The organism is Sulfurovum iocasae (genome assembly GCF_047716765.1).
GTDB lineage: Bacteria > Campylobacterota > Campylobacteria > Campylobacterales > Sulfurovaceae > Sulfurovum.
This window is the reverse complement of record NZ_CP180410.1, coordinates 2,723,681-2,737,827: the sequence shown is the minus strand read 5'-3', so window position 1 is coordinate 2,737,827 and position 14,147 is coordinate 2,723,681. Positions and strand designations below refer to the sequence as shown.

The 14,147-nt window shown below is 39.6% G+C and carries 24 protein-coding genes and 1 other RNA gene; 23 read left to right on the top strand and 2 right to left on the bottom strand.

What is annotated here, in order from left to right; genetic code table 11:
- Positions 1-16 precede the first annotated feature (16 nt).
- The gene (locus ACLHDG_RS13575) at positions 17-1,702 is read left to right on the top strand and encodes a tail fiber domain-containing protein (protein ID WP_415406781.1); all 1,686 of its coding nucleotides are present in this window, start codon (positions 17-19) and stop codon (positions 1,700-1,702) included.
- Positions 1,703-2,296: 594 nt separating this feature from the next.
- Here ACLHDG_RS13575 and ffs read toward each other — a convergent pair.
- Both ffs and ACLHDG_RS13565 read right to left on the bottom strand, forming a co-directional pair.
- An RNA gene (ffs, locus tag ACLHDG_RS13570) (signal recognition particle sRNA small type) lies at positions 2,297-2,394 on the bottom strand.
- A gap of 57 nt (positions 2,395-2,451) precedes the next feature.
- Entirely contained in the window at positions 2,452-3,564 is a 1,113-nt protein-coding gene (locus ACLHDG_RS13565) for an AAA family ATPase (RefSeq protein WP_415406780.1), read from the bottom strand.
- A gap of 195 nt (positions 3,565-3,759) precedes the next feature.
- On the opposite strand from ACLHDG_RS13565, the gene rpsJ reads away from it, so the two are divergent.
- Genes rpsJ through map form a run of 22 tightly spaced genes read left to right on the top strand, consistent with a single transcriptional unit; the run spans position 3,760 to position 14,118 of the window.
- Positions 3,760-4,071, top strand: a complete 312-nt coding sequence (rpsJ, locus tag ACLHDG_RS13560; protein ID WP_012084095.1) for a 30S ribosomal protein S10 — start codon at positions 3,760-3,762, stop codon at positions 4,069-4,071.
- An 8-nt stretch (positions 4,072-4,079) separates the two neighbouring features.
- A complete protein-coding gene (gene rplC / locus ACLHDG_RS13555; protein WP_415406779.1) occupies positions 4,080-4,661 on the top strand; it encodes a 50S ribosomal protein L3 in 582 nt (193 codons plus the stop codon).
- Positions 4,661-5,251 (top strand): 50S ribosomal protein L4, encoded by a 591-nt coding sequence (rplD, locus tag ACLHDG_RS13550; protein ID WP_415406778.1) that lies wholly within the window; start codon positions 4,661-4,663, stop codon positions 5,249-5,251. Before rplC ends, rplD begins: the two co-directional genes overlap by 1 nt.
- A 1-nt stretch (position 5,252) precedes the next feature.
- Complete coding sequence (locus ACLHDG_RS13545) at positions 5,253-5,534, top strand: 50S ribosomal protein L23 (protein ID WP_415406777.1); 282 nt, start codon at positions 5,253-5,255, stop codon at positions 5,532-5,534.
- Between the two features lie 9 nt (positions 5,535-5,543).
- Complete coding sequence (gene rplB, locus ACLHDG_RS13540; protein WP_415406776.1) at positions 5,544-6,380, top strand: 50S ribosomal protein L2; 837 nt, start codon at positions 5,544-5,546, stop codon at positions 6,378-6,380.
- 3 nt (positions 6,381-6,383) lie between these two features.
- Complete coding sequence (gene rpsS / locus ACLHDG_RS13535) at positions 6,384-6,662, top strand: 30S ribosomal protein S19 (RefSeq protein ID WP_295421092.1); 279 nt, start codon at positions 6,384-6,386, stop codon at positions 6,660-6,662.
- A gap of 1 nt (position 6,663) precedes the next feature.
- Positions 6,664-7,002 (top strand): 50S ribosomal protein L22, encoded by a 339-nt coding sequence (rplV, locus tag ACLHDG_RS13530; protein WP_415406775.1) that lies wholly within the window; start codon positions 6,664-6,666, stop codon positions 7,000-7,002.
- A 1-nt stretch (position 7,003) separates the two neighbouring features.
- Positions 7,004-7,702, top strand: coding sequence for a 30S ribosomal protein S3 (gene rpsC / locus ACLHDG_RS13525; protein ID WP_415406774.1), 699 nt, complete (start codon positions 7,004-7,006; stop codon positions 7,700-7,702).
- 2 nt (positions 7,703-7,704) lie between these two features.
- Positions 7,705-8,130, top strand: coding sequence for a 50S ribosomal protein L16 (gene rplP / locus ACLHDG_RS13520; protein WP_415406773.1), 426 nt, complete (start codon positions 7,705-7,707; stop codon positions 8,128-8,130).
- Positions 8,117-8,308: a 50S ribosomal protein L29 gene (gene rpmC / locus ACLHDG_RS13515; protein WP_415406772.1), complete on the top strand. Its 192-nt coding sequence runs from the start codon at positions 8,117-8,119 to the stop codon at positions 8,306-8,308. Before rplP ends, rpmC begins: the two co-directional genes overlap by 14 nt.
- A 10-nt stretch (positions 8,309-8,318) precedes the next feature.
- Positions 8,319-8,567 (top strand): 30S ribosomal protein S17, encoded by a 249-nt coding sequence (gene rpsQ / locus ACLHDG_RS13510; protein ID WP_415406771.1) that lies wholly within the window; start codon positions 8,319-8,321, stop codon positions 8,565-8,567.
- Positions 8,567-8,935 (top strand): 50S ribosomal protein L14, encoded by a 369-nt coding sequence (rplN, locus tag ACLHDG_RS13505; RefSeq protein WP_309497312.1) that lies wholly within the window; start codon positions 8,567-8,569, stop codon positions 8,933-8,935. Before rpsQ ends, rplN begins: the two co-directional genes overlap by 1 nt.
- The gene (gene rplX / locus ACLHDG_RS13500) at positions 8,935-9,168 is read left to right on the top strand and encodes a 50S ribosomal protein L24 (protein ID WP_415406770.1); all 234 of its coding nucleotides are present in this window, start codon (positions 8,935-8,937) and stop codon (positions 9,166-9,168) included. Before rplN ends, rplX begins: the two co-directional genes overlap by 1 nt.
- Positions 9,169-9,172: 4 nt before the next feature.
- Complete coding sequence (gene rplE, locus ACLHDG_RS13495) at positions 9,173-9,718, top strand: 50S ribosomal protein L5 (protein WP_415406769.1); 546 nt, start codon at positions 9,173-9,175, stop codon at positions 9,716-9,718.
- Positions 9,718-9,903, top strand: a complete 186-nt coding sequence (locus ACLHDG_RS13490) for a type Z 30S ribosomal protein S14 (RefSeq protein ID WP_415406768.1) — start codon at positions 9,718-9,720, stop codon at positions 9,901-9,903. Before rplE ends, ACLHDG_RS13490 begins: the two co-directional genes overlap by 1 nt.
- Positions 9,904-9,916: 13 nt before the next feature.
- Entirely contained in the window at positions 9,917-10,312 is a 396-nt protein-coding gene (rpsH, locus tag ACLHDG_RS13485; protein WP_415408344.1) for a 30S ribosomal protein S8, read from the top strand.
- Between the two features lie 9 nt (positions 10,313-10,321).
- Entirely contained in the window at positions 10,322-10,858 is a 537-nt protein-coding gene (gene rplF, locus ACLHDG_RS13480; RefSeq protein ID WP_415406766.1) for a 50S ribosomal protein L6, read from the top strand.
- Between the two features lie 10 nt (positions 10,859-10,868).
- Positions 10,869-11,225, top strand: coding sequence for a 50S ribosomal protein L18 (rplR, locus tag ACLHDG_RS13475; protein ID WP_415406764.1), 357 nt, complete (start codon positions 10,869-10,871; stop codon positions 11,223-11,225).
- Positions 11,226-11,234: 9 nt separating this feature from the next.
- Entirely contained in the window at positions 11,235-11,693 is a 459-nt protein-coding gene (rpsE, locus tag ACLHDG_RS13470) for a 30S ribosomal protein S5 (RefSeq protein WP_415406762.1), read from the top strand.
- Between the two features lie 9 nt (positions 11,694-11,702).
- Positions 11,703-12,101 carry a 50S ribosomal protein L15 gene (gene rplO, locus ACLHDG_RS13465; protein ID WP_415406761.1) on the top strand — a complete coding sequence of 133 codons (399 nt, stop codon included), beginning with the start codon at positions 11,703-11,705 and terminating at the stop codon, positions 12,099-12,101.
- Positions 12,102-12,103: 2 nt separating this feature from the next.
- Positions 12,104-13,363, top strand: a complete 1,260-nt coding sequence (gene secY / locus ACLHDG_RS13460) for a preprotein translocase subunit SecY (RefSeq protein WP_415406760.1) — start codon at positions 12,104-12,106, stop codon at positions 13,361-13,363.
- Complete coding sequence (gene map / locus ACLHDG_RS13455; RefSeq protein ID WP_415406759.1) at positions 13,363-14,118, top strand: type I methionyl aminopeptidase; 756 nt, start codon at positions 13,363-13,365, stop codon at positions 14,116-14,118. The genes secY and map overlap by 1 nt, the downstream gene beginning before the upstream one ends.
- Positions 14,119-14,147: the final 29 nt, after the last annotated feature.

The window sequence follows — 14,147 nt, the reverse complement described above, 5'->3', positions numbered from 1 at the left end:
TTTAAAGGGATTCAAAATGAAAAACATCATCAAAATCAGTAGTATCGCAGCACTGCTGCTAATAGGCACAACGGCTATAATGGCCGAAACCACTCCAGATGCGGAGGAGATGTTCAATGAACCCGAACCTCCTATACACTACGAAGAACTATTGCCCCACGAGACAGATGGAATTGTGACCGAAGCCTTTGAAGGCGATAGCAATACTTACTACGGCCTAGGGGCCGGCAATGTGGGAGGTGGATCTGTCAACTCCTTTTTCGGAAGAAGTGCCGGATTTTCCAATACCGGTGCTTTCAACACCTTCAGCGGCTATGAGAGTGGCTACAGCAACACGACTGGCTCTTGGAACACCTTCATAGGCATGAGGAGCGGCTACAGAAACACGGAAGGCCTCAGCAACACTTTCATCGGTGTTTTCAGCGGCCTCAGCAACACGACTGGCAGTGACAACACCTTTATCGGCATGTGGAGCGGCAACAGCAACACGGAAGGCCTCAGCAACACTTTCATTGGCCGATCCAGCGGCCTCAGCAACACGACTGGCGGTGAGAACACCTTCAGCGGTGTTCACAGCGGCTCCGGCAACACGACCGGATGGGGGAACACCTTCAGTGGTGATCACAGTGGCTACAGCAACACGACTGGCCATCAAAACACTTTCATTGGCCGGTCCAGCGGCTCCGGCAACACGGCTGGCTATGGTAATACCTTCAGCGGTTATTGCAGCGGCTACAGCAACACGACTGGCGGTGAGAACACCTTCAGCGGCATATGGAGCGGTTACAGCAATACGATTGGCCGGAACAACACCTTCAGCGGATATAAAAGTGGTAGATATAACCAAACTGGCAGCTATAACGTCTTCCTAGGTAGCTTTGCCGGCTACAACGAAACCGGCAGCAACAAGCTCTACATCGATAACTCCACCACTGCCACTCCCCTCATCTACGGAGAGTTCGACAATGACCTTGTCCGAGTTAACGGCAACTTCGAAACTACAGATACTATCACCTCTACATGGGTAGGTTCCAACACCGAAGGTGACGGTTTAACAAACCTGCTTGTTCTCTCAGCAGACAATAGTGAAGCAGATTTAGAATCAGATGCAGGATTTGGTCTGAAAAATGCCAGAGCGGATATACAGTGGAACTTTCGTACACATCAGAACGGAACCGCATTTGTAGCTACACTTGCTGGGACGGGTGGTCCGGAATTTACAGTAAAGAATGCTACGTCCAATGTCAGTGGAACAGAACTGTATCTGGGTAACGGAGCAAGGAATGTAGGTGGAGTATGGTACAACGCATCAAGCCGTGAACTAAAAGAAAATATCAAAGAACTCAGTACTCAGGATGCTTTAGCAGCCTTTCATAAACTACAGCCTGTGACTTATAACTATAAATCTGACAAAAAAGAACAAGTCGTTGGATTCATCGCAGAAGATGTACCTGAACTCGTAGCGATTCAAAGCCGTGATGGTTTGAGTGCTATGGATATGGTTGCTGTGCTTACCAAGGTGGTGCAGGAGACCAGAGCTGAAGCAGAAGCTAAGGATCAAAAAATAGCAATGATGGAAGCTAAAATTGCCAAACTTGAATTGATGGAAAAGAAAGTAGCCATGATGGAATCCATCCTGACAAATCTTGCATTAGATACTTCAAAAACCCAGAAAGGGAAAGTTTCTCTCAATCTGAAGTAAGATATGACACCATAGAGTTGGAACCTTCGACTCTATCGCGATAGACATTGTAAGGTATATCCTTGGATAATAGGGAAAACGGCACATTTATTATTGATCAGTGGGTTCTTGTTTATCCAGCATGCTATAATTATCGCTCTTTCTCCTGTAGCTGTCTATGAGGGAGATGATTCATTTATCCTGGTGCATTAATTTGCAGATGAAATTACGTACCTGCATGCGTATTACAAATAAGATAGAAGATATTACTATTCTGTATATTCTAGAGTCGTGCTAACATTAGCACAAATTCCAAACTTTATCGGTGCTAACGCCTAGCTAGCATAGAAATATTGAACTGTATAGTATTGTGAATAATAAGATTCTCTTAGAGGTGCGATTTATAGGGTATTGTAGAGAATTGTCATGAAGTGTATAGAAGTTTATCTCCGCGTTCCAGGTCTGCACCTTCGACCACTCGGACACCTCTCAATACATATATTAAGTATCTTGTCTCAATTCAATGCTAAAGCATGATGCAGGAAATCACTAAATGATTTCTCGTAATAGCCATCCATTTATTATTGTTTGAAGATATTAAGTAGTTTTTAACACCCCTCCCCAGATCCCTGCGGCACACAGTAAAGAAAGGTGGGCTGCTATGTTCCCATCCTGACCCATTGTCTCTCAGTACCGTTGCACAGGTCTGAAAAGAGGCATGCGAATAATAGCTAAAGGTAGCTTATAGCTTTTTTAGTCATAGGATCTATTTACTCCTCTTCATAATCTTGTGCACTTGCTTCGTAAGGTGTTTCATCATGTAAGACACTCCATTCATTAAAGGGTAGTGCCTCAAAGTGTAATTTTTCGATGTCATATTCGTAAGCATTGGCTACGGTAACGATACTTACTTTTTTGATGCCATATTTTTTGTAAAGAGAAAACTTACTTTGAGACTTTACCCAGAGACTCTCTTCACTTTCAAATGGCGCAGGTATGATGAGTTCATTGTTGGCAGTAATATACCCATGTATGCCCAGTGTTTGAACCTTTATATGGTGTTTCATGAGTGTGAGTGCTATCATAGTATCAAACTGCATGATAAATGGTTGTCCTATCGTGAGGTATTTGGCAAAGGCAAAGTCGAAGAGGAGCATTTTTTTCCCGGACTTTTGGTAACAGTCATCTATAAAGAGCACCAGCTTCTCTTGCGTAAAAAGTTTCATGGTTTTGTAGAGCCAGTCTTTGGAGACTTTGAACTTCTCTTTGGCAAAAGAATATATCTGATGGGTAGTAAGATGTTTGGTATGGTGTTGAGCCAGGATGAGTAAGAGTTTTTGTTCATTTTCATTAAAGGCACTTTGAAAAAAGGTTTTCATGGCTTGTGTGCTTGTTTTTTGAGAGCGTGCGAGTAGGGGCAAGGTACCAGAACGTAAGAAGTGGTTAAATCCACTGCTTTGGGCGGATGTGGTTTCAAAAGCAAGAAACTCTTCATAGTCTAGAGGAAAAAGTTCAATAGGGGTTAGGACTTTGTCTTTTAGCCCTATGCGCGAGAGTACGATGAGCCTCTCTACATTTGGAAAGGTAGAAAGGTACCCCTCATTATAGTGGTCAAGCACAAGCAGGGTGATGCTCTCACGGTCGATGTACTGCTGCAGTGACAATGTAGTGATGGTATTAAACATAAGGTTGGGATCATCTAAGTCTATATAGAGTGTTTTCTCTGCATCTTTTTCTAAAAGCAGATCAAGTACGATTGTTGTCTTTCCTGCACCACGCACACCATAGAGATTGATGTCCCCTTTAATGGGTAATTGACATTTTCTAGGAACATAATTATCACAGACTGGATGCTGGTTTTGATAATATTCAAGTAAATCCATAGCTATAACCTTAGTATTATTCCTTATAAAAAGGAAACTTTTTTCTATATTGTAGCCTTTTTAGACTAAATAGTATTGCACCTTTCAAAAACTTTGGGTATAATTCGCGTTCCTAAATTTATGTTAGAGGGTTAAACCCCTGTGTTTAGGCACCCGGGCAATGTCCTTGGCTAACGAGTTCTTTAAAGGGTAAATATGGAAAAAATTAGATTAAAGCTTAAAGCTTACGATCACAGAGTGTTAGACAGATCAGTTGCTGCTATCGTTGATGCAGTTAAACGTACAGGTGCAGAGATTAGAGGGCCAATTCCAATGCCAACTAAGATGAAGCGTTATACGGTTCTTAAATCACCACACGTCAATAAAGACGCTCGTGAGCAGTTTGAGATCAGAATTCACGGAAGAATGATCGACATCGTTTCGGCTACTTCAGATACTATTGATTCACTTATGAAGTTGGATCTAGCACCTGAGATCGAAGTTGAAATCAGATCAATGGACAAGTAGGAGTAGAGATGGAATTTATTATAGAAAAAATTGGTATGAGCAGAACTGTTGATGTACCAAGTGTTCCAGTTACACTTCTTAAAGTCATTGAAACGAAAGTTTGTGAAGTGAAAGAAGACGGAAAAGCACTTGTTGCGTACAACTCAAGTAAAAAACTTAATAAGAGCATTGAAGGTCAGCAGACTAAATTTAATGTGACTAAAGAGTTTAACAAATTTATGACCATCGAAGTAGCTGAAGGTACTGAAGCTGGCGATCTAAGCACAGCTGTATTGGCTGATACTGAACTAGTTAAAACTTCACTTAACACTAAAGGTAGAGGTTTTGCCGGTGGTATGAAACGTCACAACTTTGGTGGCGGACCTGGTTCACACGGACACAGATTTGGTAGACGTATCGGTTCTATCGGTAATGCCGAGTGGCCTGGACGTGTTATGAGAGGTAAGAAAATGCCTGGTCATTATGGTAACTCTCAAGTAACTGTTAAAAATGAAGTAGTTTCATTTGACGCAGAAAATGGAATTTTAGTATTAAAAGGTTCAATTCCTGGTCACAATGGGGCTAGAGGATTAGTAAGGATAGTTAAATAATGAAAACAACAGTAATTAAAACAACAGACCTTCCAGCAGCATTTTTGGAAGTTCACCCACATAACCTTTACCTTTATTGTAAAGCGTATGCAGCTGGACTTAGAGCTAACACAGCACAGACTAAAACTAGATCTGATGTACGTGGTGGTGGTAAAAAACCATGGGCTCAAAAAGGTGGAGGACGTGCAAGAGCAGGTTCATTAAGATCTCCAATTTTCGTTGGTGGTGGTGTTGCATTCGGACCAAGCACAAACAGAAACTATGATCAAAAAGTAAACAAAAAGCAAAAGAAAATTGCACTTTACCATGCATTGGCAGAGATGGCAGCTAACGAAAGACTTTTCGTGGTTGACAACATTGCAATTGAGTCTGGTAAAACAAAAGATGCTTTGGCATTTGTAAACGGTCTTGAGCAAAGAGATGTACTTGTAGTGAAAGAGATGATCGATGATAAGACTTTCTTAGCATTCAGAAATCTTCAAAACGCATACCTTATTGAATCAAATGAGCTTAACGCTTATCTTGCTGCAGCATATCACTCAATCGTGATCGAAAAAGCAATATTTGATAAATTGACTAAAGAGGCTTAAGATGGCAGATATTACAGATATTAAAGCAATTATGTATACAGAGAAGAGTTTGGCTCTTCAAGAAGAGGGTGTCATCGTAGTTCAAACAACTCCAAGAATGACTAAAAATGGTCTTAAAGAAGTTTTTAGAGAATTCTTCGGGATCAATCCACTTAGAGTTAACTCAATGAGAGTAAACGGTAAAGTGAAAAGATTTAAAGGTATCGAAGGAAAAAGACCAGACTTGAAAAAGTTCTATGTGAAGCTTCCAGAAGATGCAAAAATCGAAAGCTTAGCGGTATAAGGATAGAAGATGGCAATTAAAACATATAAACCAACCACACCTTCACGTCGTTATATGACTAACCTTGACAGTGGTGATATCACTGCTAAAGCAAGCGTTAGAGCTCTACTTAAAAATCTTCCAAGATCTGCAGGTAGAAACAGTAACGGTAGAATCACTTCTCGTCACAGAGAAGCAGGTGCTAAAAAACTATACAGAATCATCGACTTTAAAAGAAATAAATTTAATATCGAAGGTACTGTTGCAACTGTTGAGTACGATCCGTACAGAAACTGTAGAATTTGTCTTATCAAATATGTTGATGGTGACAGAAGATATGTACTTCAACCAAAAGGTCTTAATGTAGGTGATAAAATCATGTCTGCTGATGCTGGTCTTGATATTAAAACCGGTAACACAATGAAGTTGAAAAATATTCCTGTGGGAACATTGGTTCACAACATTGAAATGAGTCCAGGTCATGGTGGTCAGATCGCACGTTCAGCGGGCGGTTATGCACAGATCATGGGTAGAGATGGTAAATACGTTTCGCTTAGACTTCCATCTAGTGAAATGAGATACATCCTTGCTGAATGTCTCGCAACTATCGGTACAGTAGGAAATGAAGATTTCTCAAATATCGTTATTGGTAAAGCTGGTAGAAGCAGACACCTTGGTATCAGACCACAAACACGTGGTTCTGCGATGAACCCTATAGATCACCCACATGGTGGTGGTGAAGGTAAAACGAACTCTGGTAGACATCCAGTATCTCCATGGGGTACGCCTGCTAAAGGGTTTAAGACTCGTAAGAAAAAAGCTAGTGATAAGTTAATTATTTCTAAGAAAAAAACAGGTAGGGGCTAAGATATGGCAAGATCGACAAAAAAAGGTCCATTTATCGATGGTCACCTAATGAAAAAAGTGTTAGCAGCTAAAGAAGCTGGAGATAAAAAACCAATCAAAACTTGGTCAAGAAGATCTGTGATCTTCCCTGAGTTTATTGGTTTAACGATCAACGTACACAATGGTAGACAATTTGTACCAGTGTTCATAACTGAAAACCACGTAGGTTATAAACTTGGTGAATTTGCACCGACAAGAACATTTAAGGGCCATAAAGGTTCTGTTCAGAAGAAGGTAGGTTAATATGAGTAGAGCATTATCAAAATTCGTAAGAGTTTCGCCTACAAAAGCTAGACTCATCGCTAGAGAAGTTCAGGGTATGAATGCTGAACTTGCACTTGCAGCGTTAGAGTTTATGCCTAACAAAGCAGCGGGTATCGTTTCTAAAGTAATTGCATCTGCAGTGGCTAACGGCGACTTTGAACCAGAAGAAGTAGTGATTACTTCTTGTAGAGTTGACAAAGCAGCAGTAATGAAAAGATGGAGACCAAGAGCTAGAGGTACAGCTTCTAGAATCATTAAACCAACAGCGCACATTTTAGTAGAAGTTGGCGTAGCTGAAAAAACTGGGGAGGACGCATAATATGGGTCAAAAAGTAAATCCTATAGGTCTTAGACTTGGAATCAACAGAAACTGGGAATCAAGATGGTTTCCGGCAAAAGGTAGAACAGCAGAGTTTATCGCTGAAGATTACAAGATCAGAAAATACCTTAAAAAAGAACTTTTCTATGCTGGTGTTTCTAACATCATCATAGAAAGAACAGTTAAAAAATTAAGAATCAACATTGTAACTGCACGTCCTGGTATTATCATCGGGAAAAAAGGTGCGGACATTGAGAAACTTAAAGCAACACTTATCAAGATGCTTGGTAAAGATGTAGCAATTAACATTAAAGAAGAGAAACGTCCACAGGCTTCAGGTCAACTTGCTGCTGAAAATGTTGCAACTCAACTTGAGCGTCGTACAGCATTTAGACGTGCGATGAAAAAAGTAATCCAGGGTGCACTTAAATCAGGTGCAAAAGGGATCAAAGTTTCTGTATCTGGTCGTCTTGGTGGTGCTGAGATGGCAAGAACTGAGTGGTACTTAGAGGGTAGAGTTCCTCTTCATACACTTAGAGCTAAAATCGATTACGGTTTTGCAGAAGCGCATACTACTTATGGAATCATTGGTATCAAAGTATGGATCTTCAAAGGTGAAGTTCTTGCTAAAGGTATCCAGGCGGAGCCAAAAGAAGAGAAAAAAGGTGGTAGAAGACCATCTAGAAAAAGAGGTGAATAGTTATGTTGATGCCTAAGAGAACTAAATGGAGAAAGCAGATGAAAGGCCGCAACCGCGGTAAATCTTTCAGAGGTAACAAAATTGAGTTTGGTGAAATCGCGATCAAAGCAACAGAAGCTGGTAGAATTGATTCTAGACAGATCGAAGCTGCGCGTATTACAATGACTAGAAAAATTGCAAGAACAGGTAAAACTTGGATCAGAGTTTTCCCAGATAAGCCACTTACTGCTAAGCCATTAGAGACAAGAATGGGTAAAGGTAAAGGTGGTGTTGATAAATGGGTTATGAATATTAAGCCAGGTAGAATTATTTTTGAAATGGCTGGTGTTGAAGAAGAGCTTGCTAGAGCAGCGTTAACACTTGCAATTCATAAAATGCCATTTAAGTGTAAGATCATCGCTTTAAAGGATACTAATGAACTATATTGATTTGAAAGATAAAAGTGAAGCAGACCTTGTAGGGATGCTTAAAGAGAAAAAACTTGAGTTGTTTACACTCAATGCAAAGCAGAAGACTATGCAATTGACAAACACTACTGAGTTAAGAGTAGCGAAAAAAGATATCGCAAGAATCCAGACAGCACTCACTGCTGCTAGATCGAAGTAAGGGGTCATTTATGCCAAAAAGACAAATAACAGGTACTGTGATTAAAAAGGCCGGAGATAAAACTGCAACGATGATCGTTGAGAGAAAAGTTCTTCACCCAAGATATCACAAGACAGTAAAAAGATTTAAGAAATATCTTATTCATGATGAGAAAAATGACATTAATGTTGGAGATACAGTGACTGCAATCGAGTGTAGACCACTTTCTAAAACAAAAAATTTCAGACTTCTTGAAATCGTGAAGAGAGGAGAAGTGTAATGATCCAAGGTTTTACTAGATTAAATGTAGCAGATAACTCTGGTGCTAAAGAGATCATGTGTATCAAGGTTCTTGGTGGATCTAAAAGAAGATACGCATCAGTAGGTGACGTTATCGTTGCTTCTGTTAAAAAAGCACTTCCAACTGGAAAAGTAAAAAAAGGTAAGGTTATTAAAGCTGTTGTTGTTAGAACTAAAAAAGAGATCCAAAGAGAAAATGGTTCACTTATTAGATTTGACGACAATGCTGCAGTGATCATCGACGATAAAAAAGAGCCAATAGGTACTCGTATCTTCGGCCCTGTAAGTCGTGAAACAAGATATGCAGGATTCATGAAAATTGTATCACTTGCACCGGAGGTATGGTAATGGCTAAGACATTCAAAATCAAAAAGGGTGACCAGGTAATGGTTATCGCTGGTGATGATAAAGGTACAACTGGAGAAGTTCTTCAAGTGTTTACTAAAAAAGATGCAGTGATCGTTGCTGGTTGTAAAATGGTTAAAAAAGCTGTTAAACCAAGCGAGCAGAATAAAGAGGGTGGATTTGCTAACAAAGAAATGCCTATCCACATCTCAAATGTAAAAAAAGTAGAGGCATAATCCTATGAGTAGAATGAAGCAAAAGTACAATGACATCGTTCCTGCACTCAGAGAAGAGTGTGGGATTGCTAACCCGATGCAGACTCCTAAGCTTGAAAAGATAGTGATCTCTGTCGGTGCTGGTGAAGAGGGTAAAGATAATAAACTCATCGCTAACATGGCAGACACTATCTCACTTATCGCTGGTCAAAAAGCGGTAATTGTTATGGCTAGAAAATCTGTTGCAGGTTTTAAAGCCAGAGAAGGTGCTCCAACAGGTATCAGAGTAACACTTAGAGGTGCAAATATGTATAACTTCTTTGATAAACTCGTATCTATTGCACTTCCAAGAGTAAAAGACTTTAGAGGTACACCAAGAAAAGGTTTTGACGGTAGAGGTAACTATAACTTCGGTCTTCAAGAACAATTGATGTTCCCAGAAGTAGAGTTTGACAAAGTGATCAAAACACACGGTATGAACATTACGATCGTAACTAGTACTGAAGATGACAAAGAAGGATTCGCGCTTTTAGAAAAGCTTGGAATGCCTTTTGCTAAAGGGAGAAACTAATGGCTAAGAAATCAATGATAGCTAAGCAGAAGAGAAAAGCAAAATTCTCTACGCAAGCATATACAAGATGTAACATTTGTGGTAGACCTCACTCGGTATACAGAGACTTTGGTCTTTGCCGTATATGTTTAAGAAAAATGGCCAATGAAGGCCTTATTCCTGGTATGCGTAAAGCAAGCTGGTAAGGAGAAGAAAAAGATGATGACAGATATAATTGCAGACTCTCTTACTCGTATAAGAAATGCTGCGCAAAGAAGACTAGACGTTACGACACTTCTTCACTCTAAAACGATTGAAGCGACTGTATCTATTTTGGTAGATAAAGGTTACTTAGAAGGTTTCAAAGTAAAAGAAGATGGAAACAAAAAAACAATTAAAGTGGTTCTTAAATATGACGACAATGAAAAAAGCGTTATCAATGAACTTAAAAAGATTTCTAAGCCTGGTAGACGTGTTCACCAAGGTAAAGATGATATTAGAACATTTAAAAATGGTTACGGTACTTTGGTTGTTTCAACAAGCCAAGGTGTACTTGCAAATGATGAAGCGTTTAAACGTGGAATCGGTGGCGAAGTAATCTGTAGTATTTGGTAAGGAGACAAGATGTCAAGAATAGGAAAAAGACCAGTAACTGTGGCAAGTGGTATTGATGTATCACTAGACGGTACGACTCTCGTGGCTAAAAAAGGCAATCTTGAAAAAAGACTTGAAACTCACGGTAGAGTAGAAATCAGCATCGATGGTGCTGAAGTTACTTTTACAAGAGTCGGTGAAGAGAAACAAGATGCAGCGTTCTGGGGAACATACAGAGCACTCTTTAACAACATTATCATTGGACTCGATAAAGGTTATAGTAAATCTTTAGAGATCAATGGTGTCGGTTACAGAGCAGCTGTTCAAGGTAAAGTACTTAACCTTCAACTTGGTTTCTCTCATGACATTAATTTTGATATCCCTGAGGGACTTGAAATTAAAGTTGAGAAAAATATTATTACTATCAGTGGTACAGACAAACAAGTTGTTGGTCAAGCTGCTGCTGAAGTTAGAGCATTCAGACCACCAGAGCCTTACAAAGGTAAAGGTGTGAAGTATACTGATGAAGTGATCATCAGAAAAGCTGGTAAAGCAGCTGGTAAGTAAGGGGCGGTAGATGTTAAAAAGTATTCAAAAAAGAAAAAATAAACTTCGCGCTCAAAGAAAAGCTAGAGTAAGAGGTAAGATCTTCGGAACAGATACTCTTCCTAGACTATCTGTATTTAAGTCTAACAAACACTTCTACGCTCAAGTGATCAATGACACTGACGGTGTTACATTGGCTTCTGTAGATGGTAAAAAACTTGGTTTAAAAGTAAACCAGGAAGATGTAAAAAAAGTAGCTGCTGAGATGGCTAAAAACCTTGCTTCTAAAAATATCGATACTGTTGTTTTCGACAGAAATGGTTACCTTTACCACGGTGTTGTTGCGTCATTTGCTGATGCACTTAGAGAAGCCGGAATTAAGTTTTAAGGAAGCATGATGCAAAAAAATAATCATAATGAAGAAATTGAAAAAGAATTCGAAGAAGTAATCGTTAATATCGGTCGTGTTACTAAAGTTGTAAAGGGTGGTAGAAGATTTAGATTTACTGCGCTTGTAGTTATTGGTGATAAAAAAGGTACAGTTGGATATGGATTTGGTAAAGCCAAAGAAGTTCCAGATGCGATTAAAAAAGCGGTTGATGATGCACACAAGAATCTTGTGAAAGTAAACATCAAAGGTACAACTATTGCTCACGACATCGAGCACAAATTCAACGCAAGTAGAATCGTGCTTAGACCAGCGAGTGAAGGTACAGGTGTTATTGCCGGTGGTGCTGCCAGACCAGTACTTGAGCTTGCAGGAATTCAAGATGTTCTTAGCAAATCAATCGGTTCTAACAACCCAAATAACCTAGTAAGAGCAACTATTCAAGCACTTACTAGAATCAAAGCGTAAGGGGTAATTATGGGTTTACATAATTTACAACCTGCTCCAGGTTCAACGAAAAATAGAAAAAGAGTTGGACGTGGTCAAGGTTCAGGAACAGGTAAAACAGCTGGACGTGGTAACAAAGGTCAAAAATCTAGATCTGGTTACAGTAAAAAAAGAGGTTTTGAAGGTGGACAAATGCCACTTTACAAAAGATTACCTAAAATCGGATTTACTTCTACGGTAGAGAAACCATATGTGATCAATGTAGAAAAGATCAAAGCGATCGCTGAGCTTTCTGAAATTACTCTTGAGAGTATCAAGTCGGTTCACAAATTGCAAAAAACAGTAACTAAAGTTAAATTGATCGGTGCAAGTGCAAAAGACCTTGCAGCTAAGATCAAAGACGAAGCTGTTACAACAAGCGGAAAATAATCATGGGCAACGCTTTAACTCAAAAAATCCTTATTACATTAGGATTCCTATTTGCGTACAGAGTTTTAGCCTATGTTCCGACACCGGGTGTTGATCTTGAAGTTATCAAAGGTCTCTTTGATAGCCCTGGTGGTATTGCAGGTATGGCAAATATGTTCTCTGGTGGTGCCGTAGAACGTATGAGTATTATCTCTTTAGGTATTATGCCTTACATTACTGCTTCCATCGTTATGGAACTTCTTGCAGCAACTTTCCCCGCACTTGGACAAATGAAAAAAGAGCGTGACGGTATGCAAAAATATATGCAAATTATTCGTTACTTTACTATTTTTATTACTATAGTACAGGCTATTGGTGTCTCTATGGGACTTCAAAGCATGACAGGTAGCGCTGGACAGAGTGCCGTAATGATAGATCCTATGATGTTTACTATTCTTACTACCTTCTCTATGTTAGCAGGTACGATGTTGCTTATGTGGATCGGTGAACAGATCACGCAAAAGGGTATTGGTAACGGTATTTCACTTATTATCTTTGCCGGTATTGTTTCTGGATTACCATCAGCGATAAGTAATACGATCAGAGCAGTAAATGCCGGTGAGATGAACTTCTTAGTGATACTTGGTATTTTAGCGATCATGCTGATCACTATTTTGGCTATTATTTATGTGGAGCTGGGTGAGAGAAGAGTACCTATCTCTTATTCAAGAAAGACCATCATGCAGAACCAAACAAAGAGAGTGATGAACTATATCCCCGTGAAAGTAAACCTTTCGGGTGTTATTCCTCCTATCTTTGCTTCGGCGGTATTGATGTTTCCATTGACTATGTTACAGTCAAGCACTTCTGAGTTTGCTACAGCTGTAGCAGATTCATTAGCGCCAGGTGGAATTACCTTTAATGTAGTAACATTCTTACTTGTAATGTTCTTTGCATTTTTCTATGCATCGATCGCATTTAATGCGAAAGACATTGCAGATAACCTAAAACGACAAGGTGGATTTATCCCTGGTGTTAGACCAGGTGAACACACTAAAGAGTTTTTAAATGAAGTTGCAAGTAGACTCACCGGTTCAGGTGCTGTATATCTTGCAATTATTTCTACAGTACCATTTATGATCATTTCTGGAATGGGTGCATCTTTCTACTTTGGTGGGGTTGCTGTACTTATTATCGTTCAAGTTGCACTTGATACGATGAGAAAAATAGAAGCACAAAGAACAATGGGTCAATATGATACATTAGGAAATGTAGGTCTATAATGGCTATTGCTATTAGAAAACCTGACGAGATCGCTAAGCTTAAACGAGCTGGTGAGATCGTCGGAAAAACACTTCAATATCTTCAAAACACAATCAAACCCGGAATGACACTTAATGAGATAGATGCTATGGGTGATGCCTTTGTGCGTAAACATGGTGCTATCCCCTCATTTAAAGGTCTTTACGGTTTTACCGGATCGGTATGCACTTCAGTGAATCAAGTATGTATTCATGGAGTGCCTACAGATATTGTGGTTAAAGAGGGCGATATCTTGGGCTTGGACATTGGTACCAAGCTGGATGGCTATTATGGTGATGCAGCTATCACTATGGGTGTGGGTAAGATCTCAGCAGAAGATGAAGCACTTATCGCGTGTTCAAAAGATGCGCTTTATCATGCTATTGATTCTATTAAAGTAGGTATGCGTTTTAAAGAGTTAACCAAAATTCTTGAAGACTTTATCACAGAGAGAGGATTTGTCCCACTAAGAGATTATTGTGGACATGGTATTGGTACGAAACCACATGATGAACCCAATATCCCCAACTATCTTGAAGGTAAGCCCAATCAAGGGCCTAAGATCAAGAATGGTATGGTCTTTTGTTTAGAACCTATGGTTTGTCAAAAGAGTGGAAAACCTGTCTTGCTTGAAGATCAATGGTCAGTGATAAGTGAAGATCAACTTCATACGAGTCACTATGAGCATCAAATAGCGGTAGTAGATGGTAAAGCTGTCATTTTGACTGAAGCATAAGCTTCACGATTTTTCACGGTTTGGAACTA

Bases quoted from the DNA above. Each gene is read 5' to 3' on its own strand.
- ACLHDG_RS13575 (WP_415406781.1), top strand. From the start codon at position 17: ATGAAAAACATCATCAAAATCAGTAGTATCGCAGCACTGCTGCTAATA.
- ACLHDG_RS13565 (WP_415406780.1), bottom strand. From the start codon at position 3,564: ATGGATTTACTTGAATATTATCAAAACCAGCATCCAGTCTGTGATAAT.
- rpsJ (WP_012084095.1), top strand. From the start codon at position 3,760: ATGGAAAAAATTAGATTAAAGCTTAAAGCTTACGATCACAGAGTGTTA.
- rplC (WP_415406779.1), top strand. From the start codon at position 4,080: ATGGAATTTATTATAGAAAAAATTGGTATGAGCAGAACTGTTGATGTA.
- rplD (WP_415406778.1), top strand. From the start codon at position 4,661: ATGAAAACAACAGTAATTAAAACAACAGACCTTCCAGCAGCATTTTTG.
- ACLHDG_RS13545 (WP_415406777.1), top strand. From the start codon at position 5,253: ATGGCAGATATTACAGATATTAAAGCAATTATGTATACAGAGAAGAGT.
- rplB (WP_415406776.1), top strand. From the start codon at position 5,544: ATGGCAATTAAAACATATAAACCAACCACACCTTCACGTCGTTATATG.
- rpsS (WP_295421092.1), top strand. From the start codon at position 6,384: ATGGCAAGATCGACAAAAAAAGGTCCATTTATCGATGGTCACCTAATG.
- rplV (WP_415406775.1), top strand. From the start codon at position 6,664: ATGAGTAGAGCATTATCAAAATTCGTAAGAGTTTCGCCTACAAAAGCT.
- rpsC (WP_415406774.1), top strand. From the start codon at position 7,004: ATGGGTCAAAAAGTAAATCCTATAGGTCTTAGACTTGGAATCAACAGA.
- rplP (WP_415406773.1), top strand. From the start codon at position 7,705: ATGTTGATGCCTAAGAGAACTAAATGGAGAAAGCAGATGAAAGGCCGC.
- rpmC (WP_415406772.1), top strand. From the start codon at position 8,117: ATGAACTATATTGATTTGAAAGATAAAAGTGAAGCAGACCTTGTAGGG.
- rpsQ (WP_415406771.1), top strand. From the start codon at position 8,319: ATGCCAAAAAGACAAATAACAGGTACTGTGATTAAAAAGGCCGGAGAT.
- rplN (WP_309497312.1), top strand. From the start codon at position 8,567: ATGATCCAAGGTTTTACTAGATTAAATGTAGCAGATAACTCTGGTGCT.
- rplX (WP_415406770.1), top strand. From the start codon at position 8,935: ATGGCTAAGACATTCAAAATCAAAAAGGGTGACCAGGTAATGGTTATC.
- rplE (WP_415406769.1), top strand. From the start codon at position 9,173: ATGAGTAGAATGAAGCAAAAGTACAATGACATCGTTCCTGCACTCAGA.
- ACLHDG_RS13490 (WP_415406768.1), top strand. From the start codon at position 9,718: ATGGCTAAGAAATCAATGATAGCTAAGCAGAAGAGAAAAGCAAAATTC.
- rpsH (WP_415408344.1), top strand. From the start codon at position 9,917: ATGATGACAGATATAATTGCAGACTCTCTTACTCGTATAAGAAATGCT.
- rplF (WP_415406766.1), top strand. From the start codon at position 10,322: ATGTCAAGAATAGGAAAAAGACCAGTAACTGTGGCAAGTGGTATTGAT.
- rplR (WP_415406764.1), top strand. From the start codon at position 10,869: ATGTTAAAAAGTATTCAAAAAAGAAAAAATAAACTTCGCGCTCAAAGA.
- rpsE (WP_415406762.1), top strand. From the start codon at position 11,235: ATGCAAAAAAATAATCATAATGAAGAAATTGAAAAAGAATTCGAAGAA.
- rplO (WP_415406761.1), top strand. From the start codon at position 11,703: ATGGGTTTACATAATTTACAACCTGCTCCAGGTTCAACGAAAAATAGA.
- secY (WP_415406760.1), top strand. From the start codon at position 12,104: ATGGGCAACGCTTTAACTCAAAAAATCCTTATTACATTAGGATTCCTA.
- map (WP_415406759.1), top strand. From the start codon at position 13,363: ATGGCTATTGCTATTAGAAAACCTGACGAGATCGCTAAGCTTAAACGA.